Below are 24547 nucleotides of genomic sequence, written 5' to 3' on the forward strand. Positions count from 1 at the left end.
CCCTACTCCCCCAAAAGCGCATCAAACTTCGCTTTCATGGTTGGATTGTTTTTCGTTAATTTTTTGACACTGACATCTTCCAGTTTATTATTCGCCAAGCGAAGTTGATTTTCTGATGTGGTGAGGGCTTTTTTGACTGCTTCCATCCGAGCAATTGACTTATCAATTTCATCAATCGCCTTTTTAAAGTTATTTGAGGCACTTTGAAAGTTTTTGCCGAAAGCCTGCTTGAAGTTCGTCAGATCACTTTCAAAATGCGTGATATCAATGTTTTGTTCACGAACTTGCGCGAGTTCCTGCTTGTACGCAACCGTGTTTAGGGCAGCGTTACGTAACACCCCGATGAATTGAATAAAGAATTGCGGGCGAATAACGTACATTTTCTCATAATTTGGCACTTGTACAATACCGGTATTGTATAAGTCACTATCCGCTTCCAGCATCGATACCAATACGGCATACTCGGTATTCTTTTCACGGCGATCTTTATCTAATTCCTTGAAAAAGTCAGCGTTCTTATGCTTGGTTGCCGTCGTATCGGCTTCGTTTTTCATATCAAACATGATGCTGATAAATTCCAACCCATCTTGATAATCACGGAAAATAAAGTCACCCTTAGAGTTGGTTTCCGATAACGTATTATCCTTTTCAAAATAGGCATTAGGAAAGGCATAAGACCGAATCTTGCTAAACTCCGTCATCGCGTATTGTTCCAAACTTTCGCCAATTTCCTTGGTCGATTGCCGTGCCTTAAAGTCCTTATAGAATTCAATTTGTTCTTGAGCGACTTTTAACTGCGCTTCAAATTGGTTCTGCACGTTCGTTAGTTCTAACTGTTGTTTTTGGTCTTTCAATTCCAACTGCGACGTCAATTCCGCCAGCTTCTTATCCCGCGTTGCCAATTCGGCTTGCACGGCTGCATCCTTTTTAACCAACGCCGTTTCCAATTCGGCTTGCCCTTGTTGCTTGGCCGCTTCAATTTTAGCCACTAATTGCGCGATTTCTGCGTCTTTTTTAGCCATGGTATCTTGGATATCCAACTCCTTTTGCACGAGCTGAGACTGCAATTCTGCGGCGTTCTGCTGCATTAAATTATCCAACTTGGTCTCTAACGCGATGATTTGTTGGGCTTTATCGTTCAACTCGGCTTGCATGGTCTGTTTTTGCGCTTGCAAGTGATTTTCCAGCTCAACGGCAGCTTGCTTTTCTTGTTGTTTAAGCCATTCTTCACGGGCTTGCGCTAATTTATCTTCTAAAATATCGGCAATTTTCCCGTTGACAATACTCGTATCAATATTTTGTTCATCCGTGAGATCAATCACATCCCCAGCATGGGCGTCTTGATCAAGGACGAGTTCGGTTTGCGATGCAATATGAAATTTAACTTTTGCCATGATGATCTACCTCTATCAAATGCACATCTCAACGATGCGCTACTGCTTTCATTATAGCAAACCTAGCGCGCGTTCCCGTATCAGTTCGGTCACTAACAATAAAAAAAGCACCTGATAACTCAGATGCTTTGCTTAATCTAATTTTTGATGCCGTTTCCGGTAGAAATAGAGTGGTAGGCCGACTAATGTGGCTAGCACACCGCTCATGGCCAATTGGAACTGCGTCAACAATGTCATGACAATAATGAATACCCCACCCAAAATGGCAATAATTGGAATGACAGGGTAAAGCGGCACACGGTATGGTCGTGGCAAGTCTGGCTCATCGCGACGGAGCTTAATGACCGCCACTAAGACTAGCGTGTAGAAAATCCAGATGACAAAGATTAACATATCCGTTAACATGTCAAAGCCGCCGACAAACATTAAAGCAATTGACACAATCAATTCAAAGATCCCCGCCACATATGGAATCTTAAAGCGGTTTAATTTGAGTAATTGATTTGAAAAGGGCAGACTGTTTTCCAAAGCCATCGCGTAGGGCAAACGCATACCCGTCATCGTGAAGCCGTTCAACGTCCCATAAATTGAAATCAAAATTCCGATGGTAATTAATTTCCCACCAAAGCCACCAAAAATGACTTGGGCCGCATCCATTGCCGTATTTTCGTTGCCTTGAATGTCTTGGAATGGCAAGGCATGCAAGAACGCATAGTTCACCAACAAATAGATAATCATAATCCCAAACAAACCACCCGCAATCGCCCGTGGCAAGTCGCGTGAGGGATGCTTCATTTCACCGGCAATGTTACCGACGTGAATCCAACCATCATAGGCATACATCGTAGCCAACAAACCACCACCCAAAGCAGCGGCCCAACCGCCAACTTCATGTCCTGGTGTCACGGGGAACAACGACACATCGACGCCCCCTGGCTGCAACAACCCAAAGATAATAATTAAGGCCAATGGAATGAGCTTACAGAACAAAGTCACCGCTTGGAACTGGCCGGCCACCTTTGAACCAAGCATGTTAATTAGCGCAACTGAGACCAGTGCGGCAACGCCTGACGGAATAATTGCGCCCGCGCCCAAATGCAACAGATTGGCTACCTGTGTCCCAAAGATGACCCCTTTAGCCGCAATACTCGCTGGGAAATAAATAATGATTTGCGCCCAACCGAGCAAATAACTCGCTAACTTACCGTATGCGCGTTCGATATAAACAAGCATCCCACCGGTCTGTGGCAAGGCCGCTGCCAATTCAGCGCCAGTCAAACCAGCCGCTAAACTAATCAAGCCACCAAGCAACCAGACAAATAACGACATGCTGGTTGAACCCGTGGCTGATGCCACACTTGAGGCTTTGTAAAATACGCCGGCGCCAATCACTGTGCCCATCACAGTTGAGATTGCCGGTATTAATGTCATGGTGCGATTAAGTTTTTGATCCGTCGCCATGTTTATTCCCCTGTTTCACTCTAAAAATAGCATTACATCTTTTTATCATACCAGTTTAAGAATGACAAACCCATAACATTTTTAAATATTTAAACGTTTTTAAACAACCCAAAGGCTCGTGACCACTGTCATAGTTTGACAACCGCCCCACCAATTGATAAGGTAAAGACAATAGGTTGATGATAGGCCACGGTCTGCGTCAACACCGCATCGTTAGCAAAGTTTGGACGTCTAGCTCATGACGTCCACTTTTTTATACAGATGCTAGGACGACATCAGAAAAGGTGGTTTATGACAAGCATTCAAAAACGTGCACTTTATTTACTCGTGGGTTCGCAATTACTGATTATGTTAGGAATCGGCTTGGTCATTCCAGTTGAACCTTATATTAAAACAGAGATGGGCCTCACGGCAATGGATATGGGGATTATGGCGGCCTTATTTGCCGCTGTGCAATTTATCGCCTCGCCCATTATTGGGCGGTTATCTGATAAGTTTGCCCGTATCCCCATCATTGCGGCTGGCCTGTTGCTTTTCGCCATCTCGGAAGCTGTTTTTGCCATCGGTATTGGGCAATCACTCTGGTATCTAAATTTTGCCCGTGTGCTCGGTGGTTTAGCCGCTGCCTTATCGATGCCATCCATTACCGCGTTAGCCGCTGATATGACCACTCTGAAAAATCGTGCTCGCGTGATTGGTTGGTTATCCGCTTCTTTTAGTGGCGGGATTATTTTGGGGCCCGGCATTGGTGGTGTATTAGCCAATATCGACCTTACCTTCCCCTTTTATGGGTCTGCTGTGATGGGCCTGCTCGCCTTCATTGTCTTCATCTGCTTCATGCCAGCTGAATCACAACTACGGTTACATGAAGACCCAACAAAGCCCGATGCTGAGATCACAACCCCAGCGCCTAACTTTTGGTCGGTGGCTTTAGTGATGTTGCTCCTGATGATTTTAGTGGCTTCCTTTGGTCTGGCAGCCTTTGATAATATGTTCTCACTTTATTTCCATGATGTTCGTGGCTTTGATTTAGCGGAAATTGCATGGTTCTTAATCGTCAATGGTGTCATGTCGCTGATCTTCCAAGTCGTCTTCTTTGATGCGTTAGTCCGCCACCTCGGTGAATTACGCGTGATTCGGTTAAGTTTCATCGCTGGTTTTGTCGCCATTATTTGGATTTTATTTGCCCAAAGCAAATGGGAAGTCTTTATCGCTACCTTAATTGTCTTTGTTGGCTTTGACGTCTTACGACCTGCTATTACCACGCTGCTGTCTCACGTTAACGAAGCGCAACAAGGCTTAATTAACGGTCTTAATATGTCTTTGACGAGTATTGGTAACATTGTCGGCCCGATTCTGGGTGGTGCCTTACTTGATATCGACGGTAGTTTACCGTATGCCTTTGTGGCCGTTATTTTAGCCATTTCCAGCGTGTTAACCTTAACCGTTCGATTTAAACCTAAAACCGTCTAACCAGTTGATAGTCAACTGGTTTTTTTGCGACAAAAAAAGCATGATCACTTGGATAACAGTGATCATGCTTTGACGGGATGCCGACGAGAGGATTCGAACCTCCGACCCCAGGTTTACGATACCCGTGCTCTACCAACTGAGCTACATCGGCAAGTGGATAACCTAAAGGTTATCCGATACTCCGACTGCCGGGCTCGAACCGGCGACAACCTGATTAACAGTCAGGTGCTCTACCAACTGAGCTAAGTCGGAATAATTGCTTAACACAACTATTTAATTATGCCAGCTTTGCCATATTTTGTCAACACTTTTTGACGAAAAAATGCGCTAAAAAATGACACAAAAAAAGCAAACCCTCTAAGGTTTGCTTCTCATAAAACTCCGACTGCCGGGCTCGAACCGGCGACAACCTGATTAACAGTCAGGTGCTCTACCAACTGAGCTAAGTCGGAATAATTGCTTAACACAACTTAATTATTATATCGAATAATCTATCGTTATGTCAAGCCTTTTTATCATTTAAATTGAAAATATTTTAACGCATTGTTGGGAACAACAAAACATCACGAATCGTATCGGAGTCTGTTAGCAACATCACTAAACGATCAATTCCGATGCCCAAACCACCTGTTGGTGGCATACCGTATTCCAAAGCTTCGATGAAGTCTTCATCAATGTTTTCGGCTTCATCATTACCGTTTTCGCGTTCTGCCACTTGGGCTTCAAAACGCGCACGTTGGTCGATTGGATCGTTCAATTCTGTAAAGGCGTTACCATATTCGCTACCCATAATGAATAATTCAAAACGGTCCGTAAAGCGTGGGTCTTCCGCATTACGCTTGGCCAATGGTGACACTTCAACTGGGTGACCATAGACAAATGTTGGTTGTACCAACGTGTCTTCAACGAATTCTTCAAAGAACGCGTTGATAATGTGGCCAACACCCCAATACTTTTCGTACTTCACGTGATGTTCGTCAGCCAACTTTTGGGCGTCTTCAACAGACATGTCTTGCCAGAAATCAACCCCTGTTTGTTCCTTGATTAAGTCAACCATGTGCTTGCGGGCAAACTTTGAGCCAAGATCAATTTCTGTCCCTTGGTAAGTAACCTTCAAGTCATCGGAAACAACAGCGGCCGCTGCCTTGAAAATACCTTCCGTTTCATCCATCACGTCGGTAAAGTCCATGTACGCCGCATAAGTTTCCATTGTTGTAAACTCAGGGTTGTGCTTAGGATCCATGCCTTCGTTACGGAAGATACGGCCGATTTCATACACACGTTCATAACCACCAACAACCAAACGCTTCAAGTACAATTCGGTGGCAATACGCATGTACATATCAATGTTGAGCGCGTTGTGGTGCGTGATAAATGGCCGTGCAGCAGCACCACCAGCTTCAGTTTGCAAAATTGGTGTTTCTACTTCCATGAAGTCTTGTGAATCCATGTAAGCGCGAATAGCTGAAATAATCTTTGACCGCAATTGGAACTTCTTGAATGAGTCTTCATTGGCAATCAAATCCAAATAGCGCTTGCGGTAACGTGTTTCCACATCGGCAATACCATGGAACTTATCTGGCATTGGACGCAAAGCCTTCGTCAAATGTGTTAATTCAGTCACCAAAACCGTTAATTCACCGGCTTCAGTCTTCATCATGATCCCCTTAACACCAAGGAAATCACCAAGATCTGCCCGCTTAATGATTGGGTAGTTATCGCCCAAATCGTCACGCTTAGCATAAATTTGAATCTTACCAGAAACATCACGCAAGTCGGCAAAGATGATCTTACCAGCGCCACGCTTAGCAATCATACGACCAGCAATCACAACTTCATGTGGTTCAGCTTCTAATTCTTCTAATGTACTGTTATCGTACAAGTCATGCAATTCTTGCGCCTTTGCTGTGCGTTCAAATCGCTTACCAAATGGATCCAAATGTAAATCGTCAACAAGCGTTGCCAACTTCTGGCGACGGGCCAACATTTGATCGTTGAGGGCTTTTTCTTCTGCCATATGTTTAGAGTGCTCAAAGTGAGCACGTTTCCTCCATTATATTCTGATGATACTCACCAGTTGTCAAAGTTTTTACTAATATTAACTATACCAAAAATTAGAGACAACCTCAAAGGTTAGTCACGATTATTCTGGTTGATTTCATCGACAATTTCACGTAATTCATCAGCTGTGAAGAAGTAACGCTTACCTGAGAACTTACCCACAATTTCCGCGCCGCCATCTTCATCAATCATGGCTTGAACTTCTTCAGCTGGCAACGTTGTCAACATCTCACGATAGGCTGCCTTCGTTGGTTCTGCTGCCAGACCAACCCCAGCCACTTGCAAGACGTCAACTTCGCCCTTGCCAAAAATTTCTTCTAACATTTCAAGCGGTGTGTAGCCTTCAACCAACATCTCAGTCAACGGCTTCATGACCTTGAGCGCTGCTTCTAATTCATTAATCGCCTCATCGGTTGCATCAGGCAAAGCTTGCACGAGGAAGCCACCAGCAGCCCCTACCGTGTCGTCTTGGTTCATATAAACTGAAACGCCGACAACGGAAGGAATTTGTTCTGATTGTGCCAAATAGTACGTGAAGTCATCCCCAATTTCACCTGAAACCAGCTGGCTTTGGCCAATGTAAGGATTGGCATAAGGCGCAAACTTAGTGATTTGCAAGAAACCATTTGTGCCAACTGCTTTGGCCACATCCAGTTGTCCAGCATCATCAAAGATAGGTTCAAGTTGTGGATTCGTCACATATCCCCGCACACTCCCCTTTGCGTCAGCTTCGACAACCACATTACCGATTGGCCCGCGACCATTAATTTGAATCGCTAATCGTTCTTCACCCTTCAACATTGATTGTGCCGTCAACGTTGTGGCCAACAAGCTACGGCCTAATACAACGGCTGCTAAGCGGTTTGTATCATGGATTTCAGCCGCTTCACGCACCATATTTGTACCGTTTAAAGCATAAGCACGGAAAAACTTATTCTTGGTCACTGTTTTAATGAATTGATCTGACATGTTATACCCTCTATATTTACTGTGAACGTCGTCACACCCTAGTTAAAAACTGATTTCAAATAAAAAAGTTGACGTAACCGTCAACCTCTATTTTACTTATTTTAATCGCGCTTGTCATCTATTGGCGCATCATCTAAAGTTTCTGCTTCTGATTCATCATCAGGTTTTGGTTCTTCATGATGTTCATAGCGTGCTTCAGCCTCTGAATCCTTCGCATCAGCAGCTGCCTTTGCTTCTTCAAATGACTTTGCTGTCGCCACTTCGTCATCATCTTGCACATCTTTACGGGTAAAGTGACCCGTTTCATAGATATCCTTGATTTGACGTTCGTCCAACGTTTCGACTTCAAGCAAAGCTTCGGCAATCGCCACCAGCTTATCTTTATGTTCAGCAATCACTGAGGTTGCATCATCATAAGCTTCTTGCGCCAAACGACGAACTTCTTCATCAATCAAACGTGCTGTTTCTTCAGAATAAGGATGGTTACCAGCTTGTTCAGTATAACCGACACTGGCATTACCTTCCAGTTGCACCATCCCGACCTTAGTTGACATACCAAAGGCTGTGACCATTTGTCGTGACAAGTTAGTTGCTTGTTGGAAATCGTTTGATGCGCCAGAGCTGGCTTCATTAAACATGAACATTTCCGCAGCACGGCCACCCATCAAACCAGCCAATTGTTCCTTAGCTTCTGAGTAACGCAAGTTGTAACGGTCATTCTTTGGCGTCATCAATGCATAACCACCAATACGACCACGTGGGACAATGGTTACCTTACGCACAACTGATGCTTCAGAACGTACCAAACCAACCAGAGCGTGTCCGGCTTCGTGGTAAGCCGTTGTCCGGCGTTCTTGTTCAGACATGCCACGGTTTGTCTTTGCTGGTCCTTGGAAAATACGATCTTCAGCTTCATCAATATCCGCTGCATCAATTTCTTTCTTATTACGACGTGCAGCCAACAAGGCAGCTTCGTTTAACAAGTTTTCCAAATCGGCACCAACGTAACCTGGTGTCTGTTGCGCAATCGCTTTCAAATCAACGTTCTTAGCCAAAGGTTTGTTGCGAGCGTGAACATTCAAGATCGCTTCACGTCCCTTAACATCAGGCGCACCAACCAAAATCTTACGGTCAAAACGTCCTGAACGGAGCAAAGCTGGATCCAAAACATCCGAACGGTTCGTTGAAGCCAAAATGATCACACCTTCTGACCCTTCAAATCCGTCCATTTCAATCAAGATTTGGTTCAATGTTTGTTCACGTTCATCGTTTCCGCCACCCATACCGGTACCACGACGACGACCAACCGCATCAATTTCATCAATGAAAATGATTGCTGGTGCAGCCTTCTTGGCGTTTTCAAACAAATCACGGACACGAGAAGCTCCAACACCGACGAACATTTCAACGAAGTCAGAACCAGACATTGAGAAGAATGGCACGCTGGCTTCACCAGCAACCGCCTTGGCAAGCAATGTCTTACCTGTTCCCGGAGGGCCTTCAAGCAAAACACCCTTTGGAATGCGGGCACCTAAGCTCACAAACTTCTTAGGTGACTTCAAGAACTCAACCACTTCAACTAATTCTTGCTTTTCTTCTTCAGCACCAGCCACGTCAGAGAAGCGTACTTTATTATCCTTAGGGTCAGATGGCTTAGCTTTTGACTTACCAAAACTCATCATGCCACCTTGGCCACCCTTACCACCAGCTTGGCTCATCATCATGTAGAAGACACCAATGATCAGTAAGACTGGCAAGAATGACACGAGTAAGTTCAACCAGAAGCCAGATGATTCTTGTTGCTTCGCGACTAATTCTGTCTTAGTGTCAGCTGCAGCACGAGAAACAGTTTGTAATGACGCATCATTTGGCAACAAAGTTGACGTGAACTTTGTCACCTTTTGTGACTGCTGCAAAATATTCAAACCCTTGTCAGCGGTCACTTCTTGCGGCTTACGGTATTCCCCAGTAATGTTGTAAATACCATTACCTTGCTGCACTGTAATTGATTTGAGTTCCTTATCGTTCAGCGCCTTTATAAATTCACTTGACGTTAATGTCTTAGATGTTGACTTATCGTTTCCGAACAAGCCATAAATCATCCCAACAACTGCAAGGAAAATAAAAATGTAGAAAATCGAACTTTTTAAGAAACCGTCTTTTGGATTATTTTTCATTAATTTTCCCCAATTTCTAGAAGTTAGTCAGAATAGACTTCTTTTTTCAAGATACCAACGTACGGCAAATTGCGGTACATTTCTTTGTAATCCAATCCATACCCAACAACGAATTCGTTACGGACGTCAAACCCAATATAATCCGCATCAATTTCAACTTTGCGGCCGCCCTTTTTATCAAGCAATGTCGCAACTTTGATTGAACGCGCACCACGGTCAGCCAGCAACTCTTTCATAAAGAGCAATGATTGACCAGTATCCACGATGTCTTCTAAAATAATGACGTCACGGTTGGCCACATCAGAACGAATATCCGTCACTAATGTGATTTCATCTGTGCTGGCAACACCGCCATGGTAACTTGATACGTTAATAAATTCTAAATCAACGTATAAGTCAACTTCGCGTAACAAATCAGCTGTCCAAAGGTATGCCCCCTTTAAAACTGATAGTACCACTGGCTTTTCGCCAGCATAATCTTGTGTAATTTGCTTGCCTAGACGTACTGCAGCATCATGAATGCTTGCTTGGTCAAACAAAATTTCTTGTATATCGTTATCCACTATTTTTCCTCAATTCGCCATGCTAGCCAATTTGGCGTTGCATCTTGTTTGATGGCAAAATCTTCGCTAACGCGCCAACGTTGGCGAATCTTCACCGCAATAACCTCATTTTCAGGGGTCGCCAAGACTAGCATGTCTTGCCGTTCAGCAGGTGATAATTTTTCGTCAATCGCTAGTCGTCGCAACCTTTTGTGCCCATGTATGAGAGCAAGTTTATCACGAGTTCTCACTGGGCGCAAGTCCAAATGCGTCGTGGGTTGCTTTAAGGTAAATGCAACACTGTATGCGGTTTCATTTGGGGACTGATTCGTCCATCGAAGGGCGCCATCAGTGAATTTTTGCCATTGATTTAATTTTAACATAGTTGACGGCAAAACTTGCACCGGATTTGCCGTTTCTATTATGTTTTCTAGCTGTAATTGGTGATAAGATTTCACAATTTGTGTTTGCTGTGACAAACGCACCGAGCCCGTTGGTTTTTTATCGTTATGCAACAATTTGACGACTTGCGCCAGCTGCGCTTGTTTAATCCGGTAAATGCCCTGTTGTTGTAAAAAAACGGTGAGCGTCGGTAAGAGCCAACGCGATGGGATAGCCGGCCAATTCGATGTGAGTAACGGCACATAGTCAGCAGCCGTTTGGGTAATTAAATCAGATTGTGCCTGAATTTGTGCAGCCATAGCATTAATATGTGTCACAGCCTGTGGATTAATCTGTTGCAAGGCCGGAACGACCACGTGTCGCAAACGATTGCGCGCGGTATAATCGGGATCATCATTGGTCTGATCATGCCGCCACATTAACCCATGCGTCTGTGCATAACTTATTAATGTTTGCTTTGTTATCCCCAGAAAAGGTCGGCGGATTTTAGCACGGCTAGTGGCCATCCCCGCTAGTTGCGTCACTTGCCCACCACGCACCAATTTTAACAAGACCGTTTCGGCCTGATCGTCGGCATGATGTGCGACGGCAATAGTCTGGGTGTGGTATTTGGCAGCCAATGCCTCAAAAAAACGATAACGGAGTGTGCGCGCTTGCGCTTCAACACCCGTTGTCGGAATATCATCCCATTCGCATAGCTCAAATTGCGCTTGATACTGCTGTGCTAATTCGGCTACAAAAGCCGCATCCTCGTCACTCTCAGCACGCAAATGATAATTGACATGCGCGACAACGAGTTGCGCTGTGGGTAAGTGCTGGCGCAAAGCGTGCAGCAAAACAACAGAATCGACACCGCCAGACACGGCGACGATAATGGTTGGTTCCCAGTCTTGCGCTTCTAATTGTTGTTGGATTTTTTCAATCATGATAGAAAAAGCACCCTTAAGGTGCTTGTTAGTTATGGTCTGACGGTAGATTATAAACAATCTCACCTGATTTCGTATAGCCATACTTATCTCGCAAAATCTGTTGTAGATAAGTTGGGTCGTTTAAACGCTTCTGATCAGCTTTTAACTCGCTGTTCGCTTTTTTAACCGCAATTAACCGTGATTGCGTTGTTGTCAACGTTGCATTAGCAGCGTGTAGCTTAACTTGACTAATCAATAATTGTACCGCAAAAATTGTCGCAAAAATGGCGCCAAAGAACAGGATTCTTTTTTCACGGTTAGCGTGCGCCTTTTGATAATGACGCTTCGCCTGCATGTTAGCTGGTTCAGAATTCCGAATAATTTGTTGTATTTCTGGATGAACACGCTGCTTATTCAATTGTCTTCTGTTGTAAGTCGACATGAATTTCACCTAATGCTAGTTTGTCACGTTCTTAGGATTTTTTCAATATTCTTTAAACTTACTTAAAATTTAAGCGTGCTTTTAAGCGTTTGCGTCGTCGCTATCCGTACGGAAATCTTGCGCAAATGTTTCACTCACAATTTCATACATATCAGCGGCTTCGTCTTTTTTGGTTGTTTCAACAATTTTTAAGACCTTAACCGTCAACGTTTTATTTCCAAAACGGATTTCCAATTCGTCATTAGTTGACACATCAGATGATGACTTGGCCACTTTACCATTAATTGAAATACGACCTTGGTCTGAAATCTCTTTTGCTACCGTCCGACGCTTAATGAGTCGTGACACTTTTAAATATTTATCTAATCGCATAGTGTTCTCTTTTCTGGATAACAGACGTTATCCCTTACTTTCTTGTTGTTTCGCAATGACGACACGTAAATAATCCTTCAGGATATGGAGCCAAATGCTACTTTCGGCGACGTCATTGACAGTCATAATGACTTGTAATTGTCCTGATTCCGACCGGACTGCGACCTTTAACGGCACATCAACCAAAGTTGCAAATACCGCTTCCCCTGCCAAATTGGCTGTTGCTTCTGGGCTAAAGGTCATCACCAATTGTTGGCGTTGTCGGCGAATATTGGTAACTTGGGCTTGATCAGCTAGCTGTTTAATCTGCCCTACCAAAAGCAAACGCGCGACCTCATCTGGCATATCCCCAAAACGATCCAGCATATCCGCTTCAATATCTGCAAAGTCGTCATCCGTACGTGCTTGTCGAATACGGGTATATAACTCAATTTTTTGCGCATTATCCGCCACGTAGTCTTCTGGCAAATAGGCCAAAACACCCAAAATCAATTCCGCATCGGTTTCTTGTTGTGCCGGTGTGGCGTCATGGTGACCTTGTTTCTTGGCCACAGCTTCTTTGAGCAGTTGGGTATACATGTCATAACCCACTGAATCAATAAAGCCGTGTTGTTGCTTCCCTAATAAGTCACCAGCGCCACGAATACTCAAATCACGCATGGCAATCCGGAAACCAGAACCTAATTCCGTAAAATCACGAATCGCCGCTAGGCGCTTTTCCGCTTCTTCACTGGGTGTCCGTGAAAAAGGATAAGTGAAGTAAGCATAGGCTAAACGGGTAGAACGGCCGACACGACCACGCAACTGATAAAGCTGCGATAAGCCCATGTGATCCGCATTTTCAACAATGAGTGTGTTGGCATTCGGAATATCCACACCAGTTTCAATGATGGTGGTGGTCACCAAAACATCATAATTCCCATTCAAAAAATCAAATAGAATGCTTTCTAATTGCGTTTCAGACATTTGCCCGTGAATCGCCGCCACGCGTGCGGATGGGACCAATTCTTCAATTTGACTCACCACACGGTCCAAGTCGGCCACCCGATTGTGCAAATAAAACACCTGGCCATCACGTGCCAACTCTTTTTCAATGGCATTACGCACAATGGTCCAGTCTGCTTCCAATACATATGTTTGAATCGGGAAACGATTAGCTGGCGGCGTTTCAATCACTGATAAATCACGCGCACCAACCATCGCCATATTTAACGTTCTCGGGATTGGCGTTGCAGTCAATGTCAGGACGTCAACACTGTGACGCAACTGCTTCAACCGCTCCTTATGCTTCACCCCAAAGCGTTGTTCTTCATCAATGACTAAGAGGCCCAAATCAGCAAACGTCACATCTTGGCTCAGCAAACGATGCGTGCCTACCACGATGTCAATTTCATGTGCCTTTAGCTTAGCAATCACCGCTTTATTCTGCGCTGGCGTTTGAAAGCGACTTAACACGCCAATTTTTAATTCAGGAAACGCACTAAAGCGCGCCAACATTGTCTCATAGTGTTGTTGGACTAAGATTGTTGTTGGTGCCAGAAAGGCAACTTGCTTCCCTGCATGGGCCGCTTTGAAAATCGCCCGTAAAGCGACTTCCGTTTTACCAAAACCAACATCGCCGACCAGCAACCGATCCATTGGTCGTGGTTTTTGCATGTCTGCTTTAATTTCTTCAATTGATCGGATCTGGTCAGGTGTTTCTGGATAACCAAATGCCGTATCAAATTTCAATTGCGCCGTGTCATCTGGTGGAAAAGCATACCCAGCTTCCGCTTCACGCTGCGCGTATAACTCGAGTAAATCATCCGCAATGTCTTCGATTTTAGCTGCGACTTGGCGCTTGGTCTTCGCCCACTCGGTACCACCCAACTTATTTAACTTGGGTGCCTTAGCAGCATCAGAAGCCCCAATATATTTTTGAATCAAATTTAATTGGGTAACGGGAATAAAAATCTTGGCATTTTTTTGATAAGCAATCGTGAGGTAATCTTGTTTACCACCATCAACCGTCATGGTCTGTAAGCCTTCGTAACGACCAATACCATGGTTAACGTGGACGACATAATCGCCCACATTTAACTCATTATATGACTTCAACCGTTCGGCATTCGCCATTTGTCGCGGACGTGGCGTTGTCCGGCGTGATTTGGCAAACAGTTCGTGTGCCGTTAACACTGTAAGGTGCAACTGAGGCCATTCAAAGCCGGCCGACAAGTCACCAGCCATCATTTGAACGTGATGGGGCTGGACCGCGCGGGTCTCCAGTACTGGCTGTTCTAAATCAGTCAATGTCGCCTGAAAATTTTGACGTTGTTTGGCATCATCAAGCAATAAAATGACGGTTGTCCCCGCCCCTTGAGCTTGATCAAGATCCGTCATTAACGCTGGCATTTGACCATAATATTGATTTGCCGGTCGCGTAGTCACTTCAACGAGATTTGTCCATTTCATTTGGCTTAGGCCACGCTTAAAATTCGCCAAATACAAGGTTGCCCGCTTATCTTGATGCAATAGCGCCGTCAAATCAGCACGAAAAGTCTGCCGCGGTAGTAATTGATAACTTGAGATTTGCTGTTCAACCCATTCTTGCGCTTGATTATGTTGGGTGAGTCCAGTTTCTTTAATCCGTGTATATTCATCCAATATCAACAAATGATCCGGTTGGAAATAAGCCAACAGCGTCGTTTCACCACCGAAAAAGTGGGTCGCATACGGCAACAAGCGATTTTCACGCACACGTGTTTCTAACAACTGATGCGTTAACGCAAAACCAGTCGTGGCATGCTTCTTTTCCACGCCAACAAGCTCACGACGGTAGTCATTAAAGGCAGCTTCAATACTAGCAGCAGCGGCCGTATAATCCGTTTCTGACACAATAAAATCCGTCACCGGTTCAATGGTGGCTGTCTCAAAATTGCCTGTCCGCTTTTGCGTACTTACATCAAAACTTTTAATTTGATCTAATTCATCATCAAAAAAGTCCAGTCGCACGGGTTCCTCACCAGTGAACGGATAAATGTCAATAATGGACCCGCGTTGCGCAAATTCGCCAGGGGTTTGCACCAACTTAGTTGGCGTGTACCCCATCATCATCAAAGTCGCTTTGATATCGTCAAGCGCATACGTCTCTCCGACAGCCAAGTTCAAGCTGGCCTGATCCAACGTTTCTGGCTTTGGCAACAGGCGTTCAACGCCCGCCAAACTTGTCACGACAATCACTTTTTCTTGGCGTCGCAAGGCCAACAGTGTGGCCACACGTTGCATACGCAATTCGGGTGAGCTAATGGCCATTTCTGTTGCTAATGATTCTTCCGCCGGAAATCCCATAGCCGCCGTCAGCTGGGATAAATCAGCCAAAAGTTGATCAGCATGCACCTGTGTATCAGTCACCACCAACATTTGGCGTGGTTGGGCTTGATAAAGCGCCGCAATACTGGCAGCACGCGCGCTACCATGTACCCCTAACAAGAGTTGGGTCGAATCCTCAGTGGCGTGAGTCGTAATATTTTGAATTGTTTCTGATTGTGCTAGAAAATCCGTTAACATATAATCCATACTCCCCTTGCCCACAAATCACTAATCGGTGACACATGTTAACCGTTATACTGGTTACTCAATTGTGCCACGTCAGCCCCTTTAATCCAGTCAGTCATCGCTGCGACGCTGCGATCTAGCATTTGTTCAACCGCTGGCATCTCAGCTGGTGTAAACTTTCCTAACACGTAGTTAATCACTGCTTGCTTGTCACGTTCTGGATGACCGAGTCCAAACTTCAAACGTAGAAATGTCTGGGAATCAGTATGCGCCATAATGGACTTCAAGCCATTATGGCCACCGGCTGACCCTTTTCCGCGAAAGCGTAATTTACCAAATGGCAAATCCATATCGTCCACCAGCACAAGGACATCATCATCAATTGCCCCACCAAAATAGTCTAAAACAGCGCGTACCGCTTTACCTGAATCGTTCATATAAGTTGTTGGTTTGACCAACATGACTTGCACACCAGCCACGGTCACTTTGGCCGTTAAGGCAAAGTGTTTACTTGGTGAAAAGGCGACTTGGTGCGCCGCTGCAAAGGCATCAACGGCCATAAAACCAATGTTATGGCGTGTTTGTTCATATTTTGAGCCAATGTTTCCGAGTCCAATAATATATTTCATGTCAGCTTTTTATCTATCCTTACTAAAATTCTCAATCTTATCTACCAGTATAACAGAATTCTGTGTTATCATGATATATGGCTATTTCATGATAAAAAATTTAATTTTAGGACACGCATATGCTCCACGAATCTCTCATCACCCCAAAGTCTGAATTGACAACAGTTACAGAAAATACGACAATTGCGCAAGTGAATGATTTGTTTAATTCAGCTGCGGAGGCGCATACGCGCACAATGCCAATTTTGGATGAATCTGGCAAACTCTTTCGCGGTAACGTTTATAAGCAACATGTTTACGAACACATCGCCAAAAACGGCGACATGAACTTGCCCGTAACGGCTATCATGCGCAATTCAACCAAGTTTATTTATACCACAAGTCAATTTTACGAGGTCTTTTTTGCGATCCGTGATTTGCCTTTTATCGCGGTACTCGATGAACAACACCACTTCGCCGGCATCTTCACCCATGACGCCCTGATGGATCTTTTGTCACAGAGTTGGTCCGTTCGTACCGGCGGGGTTGCCATTTCAGTTACCTCACATAACACGCAAGGTGACTTGAAAAAAATAGCGAGCATTATCGCCCGCTATTCCAACATCGAATCTGTTTTAAGCATTCAACCACAACAAGCAACGCCCACATCACTCATGTTCACGTTGCCCCTCGCAATCGACAGCGAACAGTTGCAAAAACTGGTGACACGCCTTGAAAAGAAGGGCTTTACTGTTACAAGTATTGAAGATTTACGACGTTTTAACTAAAAAGACGACCGCAATTGCGGTCGTCTTTTTTATAACAATAGCCCTGCCACAATGGCGACAGTCATCCCCAACATGACAATGACTAGATTTTTAATGGCTAAAATAAAGGTTTCACGTTTAATCGGACGGGCAATAAAATCACGTGCATGACGAATCACAATGGGCAACAAGACAATCATCGCATAACTGGTAATCGGCAACCAACCGACCAACGTCACTAAGATCAATTCCGCAAACGCAATGATTGCCAAAACAAGATAGAGCTGCTTGGCCGCTGATACGCCAATATAGTGCACCAAGGTGTGGCGATTGTTTTCTTCATCTTCATCATGATCAGCAATATTATTTGCCAACATAATTTCCGCAATAAACACAGTTAACGGGAAGCTGACCACAAACCATTGGAGTAAGACACTCGGCATAGGCGTCATGTGCGTGTTGACGTACACTTGCGCGACAAAGATAAAGTAACCCATCGTCAAGCCAGAGACAAGTTCACCAAATGGCGTGTTCGTAATTGGTTTTGGCCCCGCTGAATAGAGATAACCAATTAAAAAACTGACAATCCCAATAATCCAAGTCACATAACCGGTACGCAACGCTACGGCCACTCCGGCCAGTGCTGCAATCACACCTAAAGCGAGCGCAACATTTCGCACCTGATGGTTAGAAATTTCTTCTCCAGCCGCTTCCTCACGCAAAAAGGCGTTATTCTTTTGGCGTTTCGCATCTTCATAACGATTAAATGTATTCACTGCTAAATGCACGCTAGTCGTTGCAATGATGAGCAATGTTGCATTCAACCAATTTAATCGCGCATATTGCCATTGACTATAAGCTAACCCCACCAGCAATGGCGCAACACTGGGGATTACCACCCGAATTTCAACTAAATCTAAAAACTGTTTTGGTGTCATTGTCGTATTAACCTCTAGTAACCTATTCTACCAGAAAAATGCAATCGACGACATGCCCGCTCATGAGTCCACAACACAAAAAAACACGACCTTAAGTCGTGTTTTTTAATCTAATCTAACAGATTACATCATACCTGGCATACCACCTTGTGGCATTGCAGGCATAGCATCATCCTTTGGTAATTCAGCAACCACTGCTTCAGTTGTCAACAACAAAGCTGAAACTGAGGCGGCATTTTGCAATGCTGAACGCGTTACCTTTGTTGGGTCCACGATACCAGCAGCAATCATGTCAACCCATTCACCAGTTGCAGCATTGAAACCAAAGCCTTCTGGTTGTTCCTTCAACTTGTTAACAATGACTGAACCTTCAAGACCAGCGTTTTCAGCGATTTGACGAACAGGTGCTTCCAATGCCTTCATCACAGTGTTGACACCAGTTTGAATGTCACCTTCTTCTGATAATTCAGCAACAGCTGAAATAGCATTCACAAGGGCTGTACCACCACCGGCAACGAAGCCTTCTTGCACGGCAGCGCGTGTTGCGTTCAAGGCGTCTTCGATGCGGTACTTACGTTCCTTCAATTCAGTTTCAGTTGCCGCACCAACGTTAATCACAGCAACACCACCAGACAACTTTGCCAAACGTTCTTGCAACTTTTCACGATCAAAGTCAGAAGTTGTTTCAGCAATTTGTTGCTTGATTGTTTCAACGCGAGCAGCTACGGCAGCCTTATCACCGGCACCTTCAACGATTGTTGTGTTGTCCTTTGTGACGTTGACCTTGCTTGCTTGACCAAGTTGATCAATTGTCACGTCCTTCAAGTTCAAACCAAGGTCTTCAGCAATTACTGTACCACCAGTCAAAATAGCGATATCTTCAAGTTGTGCCTTACGACGGTCACCAAAGCCTGGTGCCTTAACGGCAACAACATTAAACGTACCACGCATCTTGTTCAAAACAAGTGTTGGCAAAGCTTCCCCAGTAATGTCGTCAGCAATAATCAACATGGCACGACCTTGTTCAACCACTTGTTGCAATACTGGCAAGATTTCTTGAATGTTAGCAATCTTCTTGTCTGTGATCAAGATGTAAGGGTTGTCTAAGTTAGCTTCCATCTTTTCACTATCTGTGACCATGTATTGTGACATGTAACCACGATCAAATTGCATCCCCTCAACAACATCCAAAGTTGTTTCGATACCCTTTGATTCTTCAATTGTGATAACGCCGTCGTTACCAACCTTTTCCATCGCTTCAGCGATCAAAGCACCAACTTCTTCGTTAGCAGCTGAGATTGAGGCGATTTGGGCGATTTCAGCCTTTGTATTAACAGTGTGTGACATGTCGTGCAACTTCGCAACGGCTGCAGCTGTAGCACGTTCGATACCAGTACGAATACCTACGGGGTTCGCACCAGCTGTCACGTTCTTAAGACCTTCACTCACAATAGCTTGTGTCAAGACTGTAGCTGTTGTCGTTCCGTCTCCGGCAATGTCATTTGTCTTTGAAGCCACTTCAGCAACTAACTTAGCCCCCATGTTTTCAAAATGATCTTCTAATTCAATTGCCTTAGCGATCGTCACACCATCGTTTGTAATAGTTGGTGCGCCGTATGATTGCTCCAATACAACGTTACGACCCTTTGGTCCAATTGTTGTCTTAACAGTGTCAGCTAACTTGTCGACACCGACCTTCATCTTAGCACGAGCATCTTCTGAAAACTTAATTTCTTTTGCCATGAATACATTCCCTCTCTAGTAATTCATTTTAAATCTACAGTTTAAATATATAGTTGTTTGTACCGACTTAACTTGGCACAAAAATTACGCCACAATGGCAACAATATCCTTTTCATGTAGTGCAAGGTAGTCATTTCCTTCAAATGATACTTCTTGCCCTGCGTACTTATCAAAAAGTACTTCATCACCTGTCTTCACAGTTAATTCGCGGACTGTCCCATCGTTTAGGACATATCCTGAACCTACGGCAACGACCTTACCTGTGACTGGCTTTTCCTTAGCATTTGTTGCCAAGAGAATGCCACCAACAGTTTCTTCCGCAGCTTCAGTTACTTCAATAATCACGCGATCACCCAATGGCTTCAACATGAGACATACCTCCAATTTTAAGTTTTAGCACTCTTTTTATGCGAGTGCTAATTACAACTATTATTATAGCACTGTCCGGATATTTGTCAATAAAAAAAGCCTACTTTTGTAGACTAATTTTGTCGCCCAAAGTAGACCTAAGTATTTCTATATAAACGTGCCGCCATGCGCTTCACTAATGTCGTAAGCAATCATGAAAGCAGTGGGATCGACTTGATGCACACCGCGGACCAAGTGATTGTAATCTTGATTTTCTAAAATCACCATCAACATATCCCGATTGCTATCCGTGTACCCACCGCGAACATTCATCAGTGTGTAACTCGTATCATTTTCTTTCAAATAGGCTTTAACCGCTTCAATATGATCGTTACTCGTGATATACACCATTTTACGCCGATCAAGACCTGTCTCAATATAGTTCATCACAACGGCCGTAATAATCAGCGAAAACACCGCCAAAATAAAGGCTTCCAGGCCATCCGTTAGTAGGTTGCCTAACGACACAAATAGGTCAATAACCAATAACGATAACGCTGGTGCAATGCGGAAATATTTCTTCAAAATCATTGGCGGTACAGCCGTGCCACCACTGGACGCCTCCACTCGATAAAGCATCGCCACACCAAACGCAAAAATTGCCCCACCAACCAAAACAGCAAACGTTCTATCGGTTAAAATTTGATGACTAGGCGTTATTTTCAATAATATCGGCAATAACAGACTGCCAAAAGTAATGCGCATCGTTGTGCCACGATCTAAAAAAATTGCCGCCAAGATGATCATCAAAATATTAACCACTAAGACGGTCACCGCACGATCAATCCCAACTAATTCATTCAGCAAGATAGCAAAACCTGTCGCCCCACCAGCCGCAACTTTAGCTGGTGCGTAAAAAAAGTTAATGCTAATGGCGACGAATTCCAAAGCGACAACAATCGTTAAATAACGTAAAATCTGGTACTGCCGTAATAATTTCATTAAACGCCTTTCTTTTTATCCTTCTTTTTAAATAGTGCTTTCAAACGTGAGATTAAAGTGGGTTGTTTTAAGACCTTTTCATGACCAATTTGATCACGAATGGCCTTTAACACCTTCCCAGACTCCGGTGATGAAAAGGAAAAACTGCCACGATCTGTATCAATTCGGAAACGCCGACTGACTTGATGCCGCGAAACATTCGCATACACCGCCGTCACGTTCGCCCAAGGAATTTGAATATAGTCAGCCACGTTATTATCATTAAAAAATTCAAATGCGCGATCACCCACTAGAAATTTACCGTATTGCGCACCAATACCTAAATACGAAATCCCTTTAGCTGTTAACGCTACTTTAGTATTCAGTGATTGTACCATTCTGATTACCCTCCTCACCTATCATACTTTAATCGTATCATTAAATGATAGGCATACTCAATAACTTTTCTTTTATGTACAAAGGCGCTCGTCTAAAATGACGGGCGCCCTTTATCGTAATAATTTAATTCATGCTTACATGATGTGCAAGGCATGCATGATGATTCCGAAGACGAAGATACCAACAATCATTGCAATTGGTGACACGTTCTTCTTCAACAACCACATAGCCAAGAATGTCAATGCCAATCCCATCAAACCAGGTACCAAACTATCCAAGTTTGCTTGCAATGTGTTTGGTGCCATCTTTGTCAATGACAAACCAGCAGCTTGATCACTCAAAATTTGTTGCAACTTACCACCGGTCACAGCACCACTTGGGAAATCAATGTAAGCCCCTTCAGCTAACTTCTTAGCTGGTAGGTTAACGACAAACTTGATTGAAACCCAACGCTCAACCAGAACGGCCAAGATAAACATTCCCAGGATTGAGGCACCCTTAGTGATGTCCTTCAAGAGGCCACCTGACAAGTCTTGTGTAATCGCAGAACCGGCCTTATAACCGAATTCTTGGGTATACCAGATAAATGACATACGAATCAAGTTCCACAAAACGAAGAACAAGATTGGACCAAGAATATTACCAGAAAGGGCCAATGAGGCACCTAGCGCACCTAAGATTGGACGCACTGTGAACCAGAAGACCGGATCACCAATACCAGCCAAAGGTCCCATCATACCAATCTTCACACCTTGAATTGCTGTATCATCAATCGCTGCACCATTGGCACGTTCTTCTTCCAGCGCCAAAGTTACACCAATGATTGGTGAAGCAACATAAGGATGTGTGTTAAAGAATTCCAAGTGACGCTTTAAAGCGGCTACTCGATCTTCTTTTGTTGTATATAATTTCTTAATTGCTGGGATCAAGGCATAAGCCCAACCCACGTTTTGCATACGTTCGTAGTTCCATGAACCTTGTAAGAACTGTGAACGCCATGCAACAGATAGACGATCACTACGTGTTAATTCAATTTTTTCAGCCATCATGTTGCTCCTTCCTAGTATTGATCCAAAATTTCACCGACTGGGTCGCCCGAGCCGTTGCCATTTGAACCACCGCCACCGTTACCACCCATCTTTGATAGGTTAAGGTAGATAAGAGCCAAGGCCACACCGATTGCACCAAGTGCGATCAATGTGAGTTGACTTACAGCGGCCAAGGCAAAACCAATTGCGAAGAATGGCCATACTTCGCGTGTTGCCATCATGTTGATAACCAATGCGTAACCAACGGCGACAACCATACCACCACCGATAGCCATACCACCAGTCAACCATTCTGGCATTGCTGCCAAAGCATTTTGAACAGCTGACGCAGGGACTGCAATCAACAAAGCAGCTGGGATCGCAATACGCAAACCTTGCAACAAGATACCAATCAAGTGGTAACGTTCAATTGCACGATAGTTACCGTCCTTGGCAGCCGCATCGGCACCGTGCGTCAAACCAACAGAAATGGTACGCACGATCATTGTCAAGAACAAACCAGCAACAGCCAAAGGAATAGCTGAAGCAACGGCCACAGAGATACCTGTTGGCGTGAAGTTATTACCCTTAATCATGATAATCGCTGAAGCGACAGAAGCCAAGGCCACGTCCGGTGCAACAGCGGCACCGATGTTAGCCCAACCTAAGGCGATCATTTGCAATGAACCACCAAGGATAATACCTGCAGTCAAATGGCCAGTGACCAAACCAATTAATGTTGCCGAAACCAATGGTTGGTGAATTTGAAATTCATCCAAAATACCTTCCATACCTGCGAAGAAGGCAATGATTACGACTAAAACCATTGAGATAATAGACATATGTTAAACACCTTTCCTAATCAACGTTTCAAAAGTCTTATTGAACGTTAGCTTTTTTAATTAAGTCAAACAAGTTGGCCTTGCTATCACTTGGCACCTTGCGGACGTCAAATTCAACACCCAAGTCACGTAACTTTTCAAATGCTTCAACGTCTGCCTTGTCCATTGATAAGACCTTGTTGACCATCGTTTTACCTTCAGAATGCGCCATTGAACCGACATTAAGTGTCTTAATTGGCACACCACCTTCAACGGCACGGAGAACATCTTGCACTGTTTCAAACAACAAGAGTGCATCAACGCCACCGAAACGATCGTCCTTGGCGACTTCTTCCATCTTGCTGATTGGCACGATGTTCGCCTTCACACCGTTTGGTGCTGCTTGCTTGATCAAGTTCTTACGCAATTCATCACGGGCAACCGCGTCAGAAACAACGATAATACGGTTAGCCTTTGAATATGGCGTCCAAGCTGTCGCCACTTGACCGTGCAACAAACGTGTATCCAAACGTGCCAAATTGATGTTGATGTGACCTGGCTTCAAACCATCAGTCGCACCAGCTTTAGCTTCGGCCTTTTCTGACGCCGCTGGTTTTGCTTCTTCAGCTTCTGGCACTGACTTCACACCATCTTTTGAGACTGGCACTAAGTACTTCGCCAAATCAGCTGCTGAATTCATCCCTAGGCGACCGCCATAAGCTTCAATCAACATTGGCAAGTTCAACCCAGACACAATCGCGACGTGTTCTGGATTTTGTTGTTGGATGAGGCTGGCACGGTTAAACGGTGAACCACCCCACAAGTCAACCAAGAACAATGTGTCGTCGTCATTATCAAACTTTGCCAAGGCATCTTGATAATGCTTATCTAAATCGTCTGGTCCTTCAGTCGGCTGGAATGTCACGACTTCAACGTTTTCTTGTTCACCGAAAATCATTGAACCCGACATGATAATGCCTTTTGCAAAGTCACCATGACTAGCAACAATAAGATTAACCATCGATAATCTCCTTCTCAATAAATGTTTACTGTACGATTATATATGAATTTAATCGCGATGTAAACGCTTTCACAATAAATATTATTGCCGTTATTGTTTACAGTCATTAGTATACATCATTGTTAATGAAAAGTAAACGCTTTCATTACATTTTTGCA

The 24547-nt window shown here is 44.2% G+C and carries 21 protein-coding genes and 3 tRNA genes; 2 read left to right on the forward strand and 22 right to left on the reverse strand.

Features of this window, described 5'->3' with window-relative positions:
• Window positions 1–2 precede the first annotated feature (2 nt).
• Entirely contained in the window at window positions 3–1394 is a 1392-nt protein-coding gene (locus tag FGL80_RS01380; protein WP_147001757.1) for a DUF2130 domain-containing protein, read from the reverse strand.
• A gap of 132 nt (window positions 1395–1526) precedes the next feature.
• Window positions 1527–2855: an APC family permease gene (locus FGL80_RS01385; RefSeq protein ID WP_147001758.1), complete on the reverse strand. Its 1329-nt coding sequence runs from the start codon at window positions 2853–2855 to the stop codon at window positions 1527–1529.
• A 291-nt stretch (window positions 2856–3146) separates the two neighbouring features.
• Here FGL80_RS01385 and FGL80_RS01390 point away from each other — a divergent pair, with 291 nt between their 5' ends.
• Entirely contained in the window at window positions 3147–4328 is a 1182-nt protein-coding gene (locus tag FGL80_RS01390; RefSeq protein WP_147001759.1) for an MFS transporter, read from the forward strand.
• A 78-nt stretch (window positions 4329–4406) separates the two neighbouring features.
• On the opposite strand, the gene FGL80_RS01395 is transcribed toward FGL80_RS01390, so the two are convergent.
• The 12 genes from FGL80_RS01395 to pth all read right to left on the reverse strand — a co-directional run bounded on the left by FGL80_RS01395 (window position 4407) and on the right by pth (window position 16364).
• Window positions 4407–4479: transfer RNA gene (locus tag FGL80_RS01395), tRNA-Thr, on the reverse strand.
• Between the two features lie 28 nt (window positions 4480–4507).
• A tRNA-Asn gene (locus tag FGL80_RS01400) sits at window positions 4508–4580 on the reverse strand.
• Window positions 4581–4707: 127 nt separating this feature from the next.
• Window positions 4708–4780: transfer RNA gene (locus tag FGL80_RS01405), tRNA-Asn, on the reverse strand.
• Between the two features lie 83 nt (window positions 4781–4863).
• A complete protein-coding gene (gene lysS / locus FGL80_RS01410; RefSeq protein WP_029509554.1) occupies window positions 4864–6345 on the reverse strand; it encodes a lysine--tRNA ligase in 1482 nt (493 codons plus the stop codon).
• A 116-nt stretch (window positions 6346–6461) separates the two neighbouring features.
• On the reverse strand, window positions 6462–7358 hold the full coding sequence (hslO, locus tag FGL80_RS01415) for an Hsp33 family molecular chaperone HslO (RefSeq protein ID WP_147001760.1): 897 nt from the start codon (window positions 7356–7358) through the stop codon (window positions 6462–6464).
• Between the two features lie 101 nt (window positions 7359–7459).
• Window positions 7460–9535: an ATP-dependent zinc metalloprotease FtsH gene (gene ftsH / locus FGL80_RS01420; protein WP_055307431.1), complete on the reverse strand. Its 2076-nt coding sequence runs from the start codon at window positions 9533–9535 to the stop codon at window positions 7460–7462.
• A 23-nt stretch (window positions 9536–9558) separates the two neighbouring features.
• A complete protein-coding gene (gene hpt, locus FGL80_RS01425; protein ID WP_010003862.1) occupies window positions 9559–10098 on the reverse strand; it encodes a hypoxanthine phosphoribosyltransferase in 540 nt (179 codons plus the stop codon).
• The gene (tilS, locus tag FGL80_RS01430) at window positions 10098–11405 is read right to left on the reverse strand and encodes a tRNA lysidine(34) synthetase TilS (protein ID WP_147001761.1); all 1308 of its coding nucleotides are present in this window, start codon (window positions 11403–11405) and stop codon (window positions 10098–10100) included. Before tilS ends, hpt begins: the two co-directional genes overlap by 1 nt.
• 28 nt (window positions 11406–11433) lie before the next feature.
• Window positions 11434–11829 carry an FtsB family cell division protein gene (locus FGL80_RS01435; protein WP_029509550.1) on the reverse strand — a complete coding sequence of 132 codons (396 nt, stop codon included), beginning with the start codon at window positions 11827–11829 and terminating at the stop codon, window positions 11434–11436.
• 81 nt (window positions 11830–11910) lie between these two features.
• Window positions 11911–12201: an RNA-binding S4 domain-containing protein gene (locus FGL80_RS01440; protein WP_019041443.1), complete on the reverse strand. Its 291-nt coding sequence runs from the start codon at window positions 12199–12201 to the stop codon at window positions 11911–11913.
• A gap of 27 nt (window positions 12202–12228) precedes the next feature.
• Window positions 12229–15756, reverse strand: a complete 3528-nt coding sequence (gene mfd / locus FGL80_RS01445) for a transcription-repair coupling factor (protein ID WP_186737165.1) — start codon at window positions 15754–15756, stop codon at window positions 12229–12231.
• A 38-nt stretch (window positions 15757–15794) separates the two neighbouring features.
• Window positions 15795–16364, reverse strand: coding sequence for an aminoacyl-tRNA hydrolase (gene pth, locus FGL80_RS01450; RefSeq protein WP_147001762.1), 570 nt, complete (start codon window positions 16362–16364; stop codon window positions 15795–15797).
• Window positions 16365–16483: 119 nt separating this feature from the next.
• Here pth and cbpA point away from each other — a divergent pair, with 119 nt between their 5' ends.
• Window positions 16484–17131 carry a cyclic di-AMP binding protein CbpA gene (gene cbpA, locus FGL80_RS01455; protein WP_147001763.1) on the forward strand — a complete coding sequence of 216 codons (648 nt, stop codon included), beginning with the start codon at window positions 16484–16486 and terminating at the stop codon, window positions 17129–17131.
• Between the two features lie 29 nt (window positions 17132–17160).
• On the opposite strand, the gene FGL80_RS01460 is transcribed toward cbpA, so the two are convergent.
• The 8 genes from FGL80_RS01460 to FGL80_RS01495 form a co-directional block, all read right to left on the reverse strand.
• On the reverse strand, window positions 17161–18048 hold the full coding sequence (locus FGL80_RS01460; protein ID WP_147001764.1) for a prenyltransferase: 888 nt from the start codon (window positions 18046–18048) through the stop codon (window positions 17161–17163).
• Between the two features lie 123 nt (window positions 18049–18171).
• The gene (gene groL / locus FGL80_RS01465; RefSeq protein WP_010000804.1) at window positions 18172–19791 is read right to left on the reverse strand and encodes a chaperonin GroEL; all 1620 of its coding nucleotides are present in this window, start codon (window positions 19789–19791) and stop codon (window positions 18172–18174) included.
• Window positions 19792–19875: 84 nt separating this feature from the next.
• Window positions 19876–20160: a co-chaperone GroES gene (gene groES, locus FGL80_RS01470; protein ID WP_010000805.1), complete on the reverse strand. Its 285-nt coding sequence runs from the start codon at window positions 20158–20160 to the stop codon at window positions 19876–19878.
• A 147-nt stretch (window positions 20161–20307) separates the two neighbouring features.
• On the reverse strand, window positions 20308–21141 hold the full coding sequence (locus FGL80_RS01475) for a YitT family protein (protein WP_055307423.1): 834 nt from the start codon (window positions 21139–21141) through the stop codon (window positions 20308–20310).
• Window positions 21141–21518, reverse strand: coding sequence for a DUF956 family protein (locus FGL80_RS01480; RefSeq protein WP_055307422.1), 378 nt, complete (start codon window positions 21516–21518; stop codon window positions 21141–21143). The genes FGL80_RS01475 and FGL80_RS01480 overlap by 1 nt, the downstream gene beginning before the upstream one ends.
• 135 nt (window positions 21519–21653) lie before the next feature.
• On the reverse strand, window positions 21654–22565 hold the full coding sequence (locus FGL80_RS01485; protein WP_055307445.1) for a PTS system mannose/fructose/sorbose family transporter subunit IID: 912 nt from the start codon (window positions 22563–22565) through the stop codon (window positions 21654–21656).
• Between the two features lie 14 nt (window positions 22566–22579).
• Entirely contained in the window at window positions 22580–23389 is an 810-nt protein-coding gene (locus tag FGL80_RS01490; RefSeq protein ID WP_055307421.1) for a PTS mannose/fructose/sorbose transporter subunit IIC, read from the reverse strand.
• A gap of 37 nt (window positions 23390–23426) precedes the next feature.
• Entirely contained in the window at window positions 23427–24389 is a 963-nt protein-coding gene (locus FGL80_RS01495; RefSeq protein ID WP_084459886.1) for a mannose/fructose/sorbose PTS transporter subunit IIA, read from the reverse strand.
• Window positions 24390–24547: the final 158 nt, after the last annotated feature.

This window comes from Leuconostoc lactis (assembly GCF_007954625.1).
Lineage (GTDB): Bacteria > Bacillota > Bacilli > Lactobacillales > Lactobacillaceae > Leuconostoc > Leuconostoc lactis_A.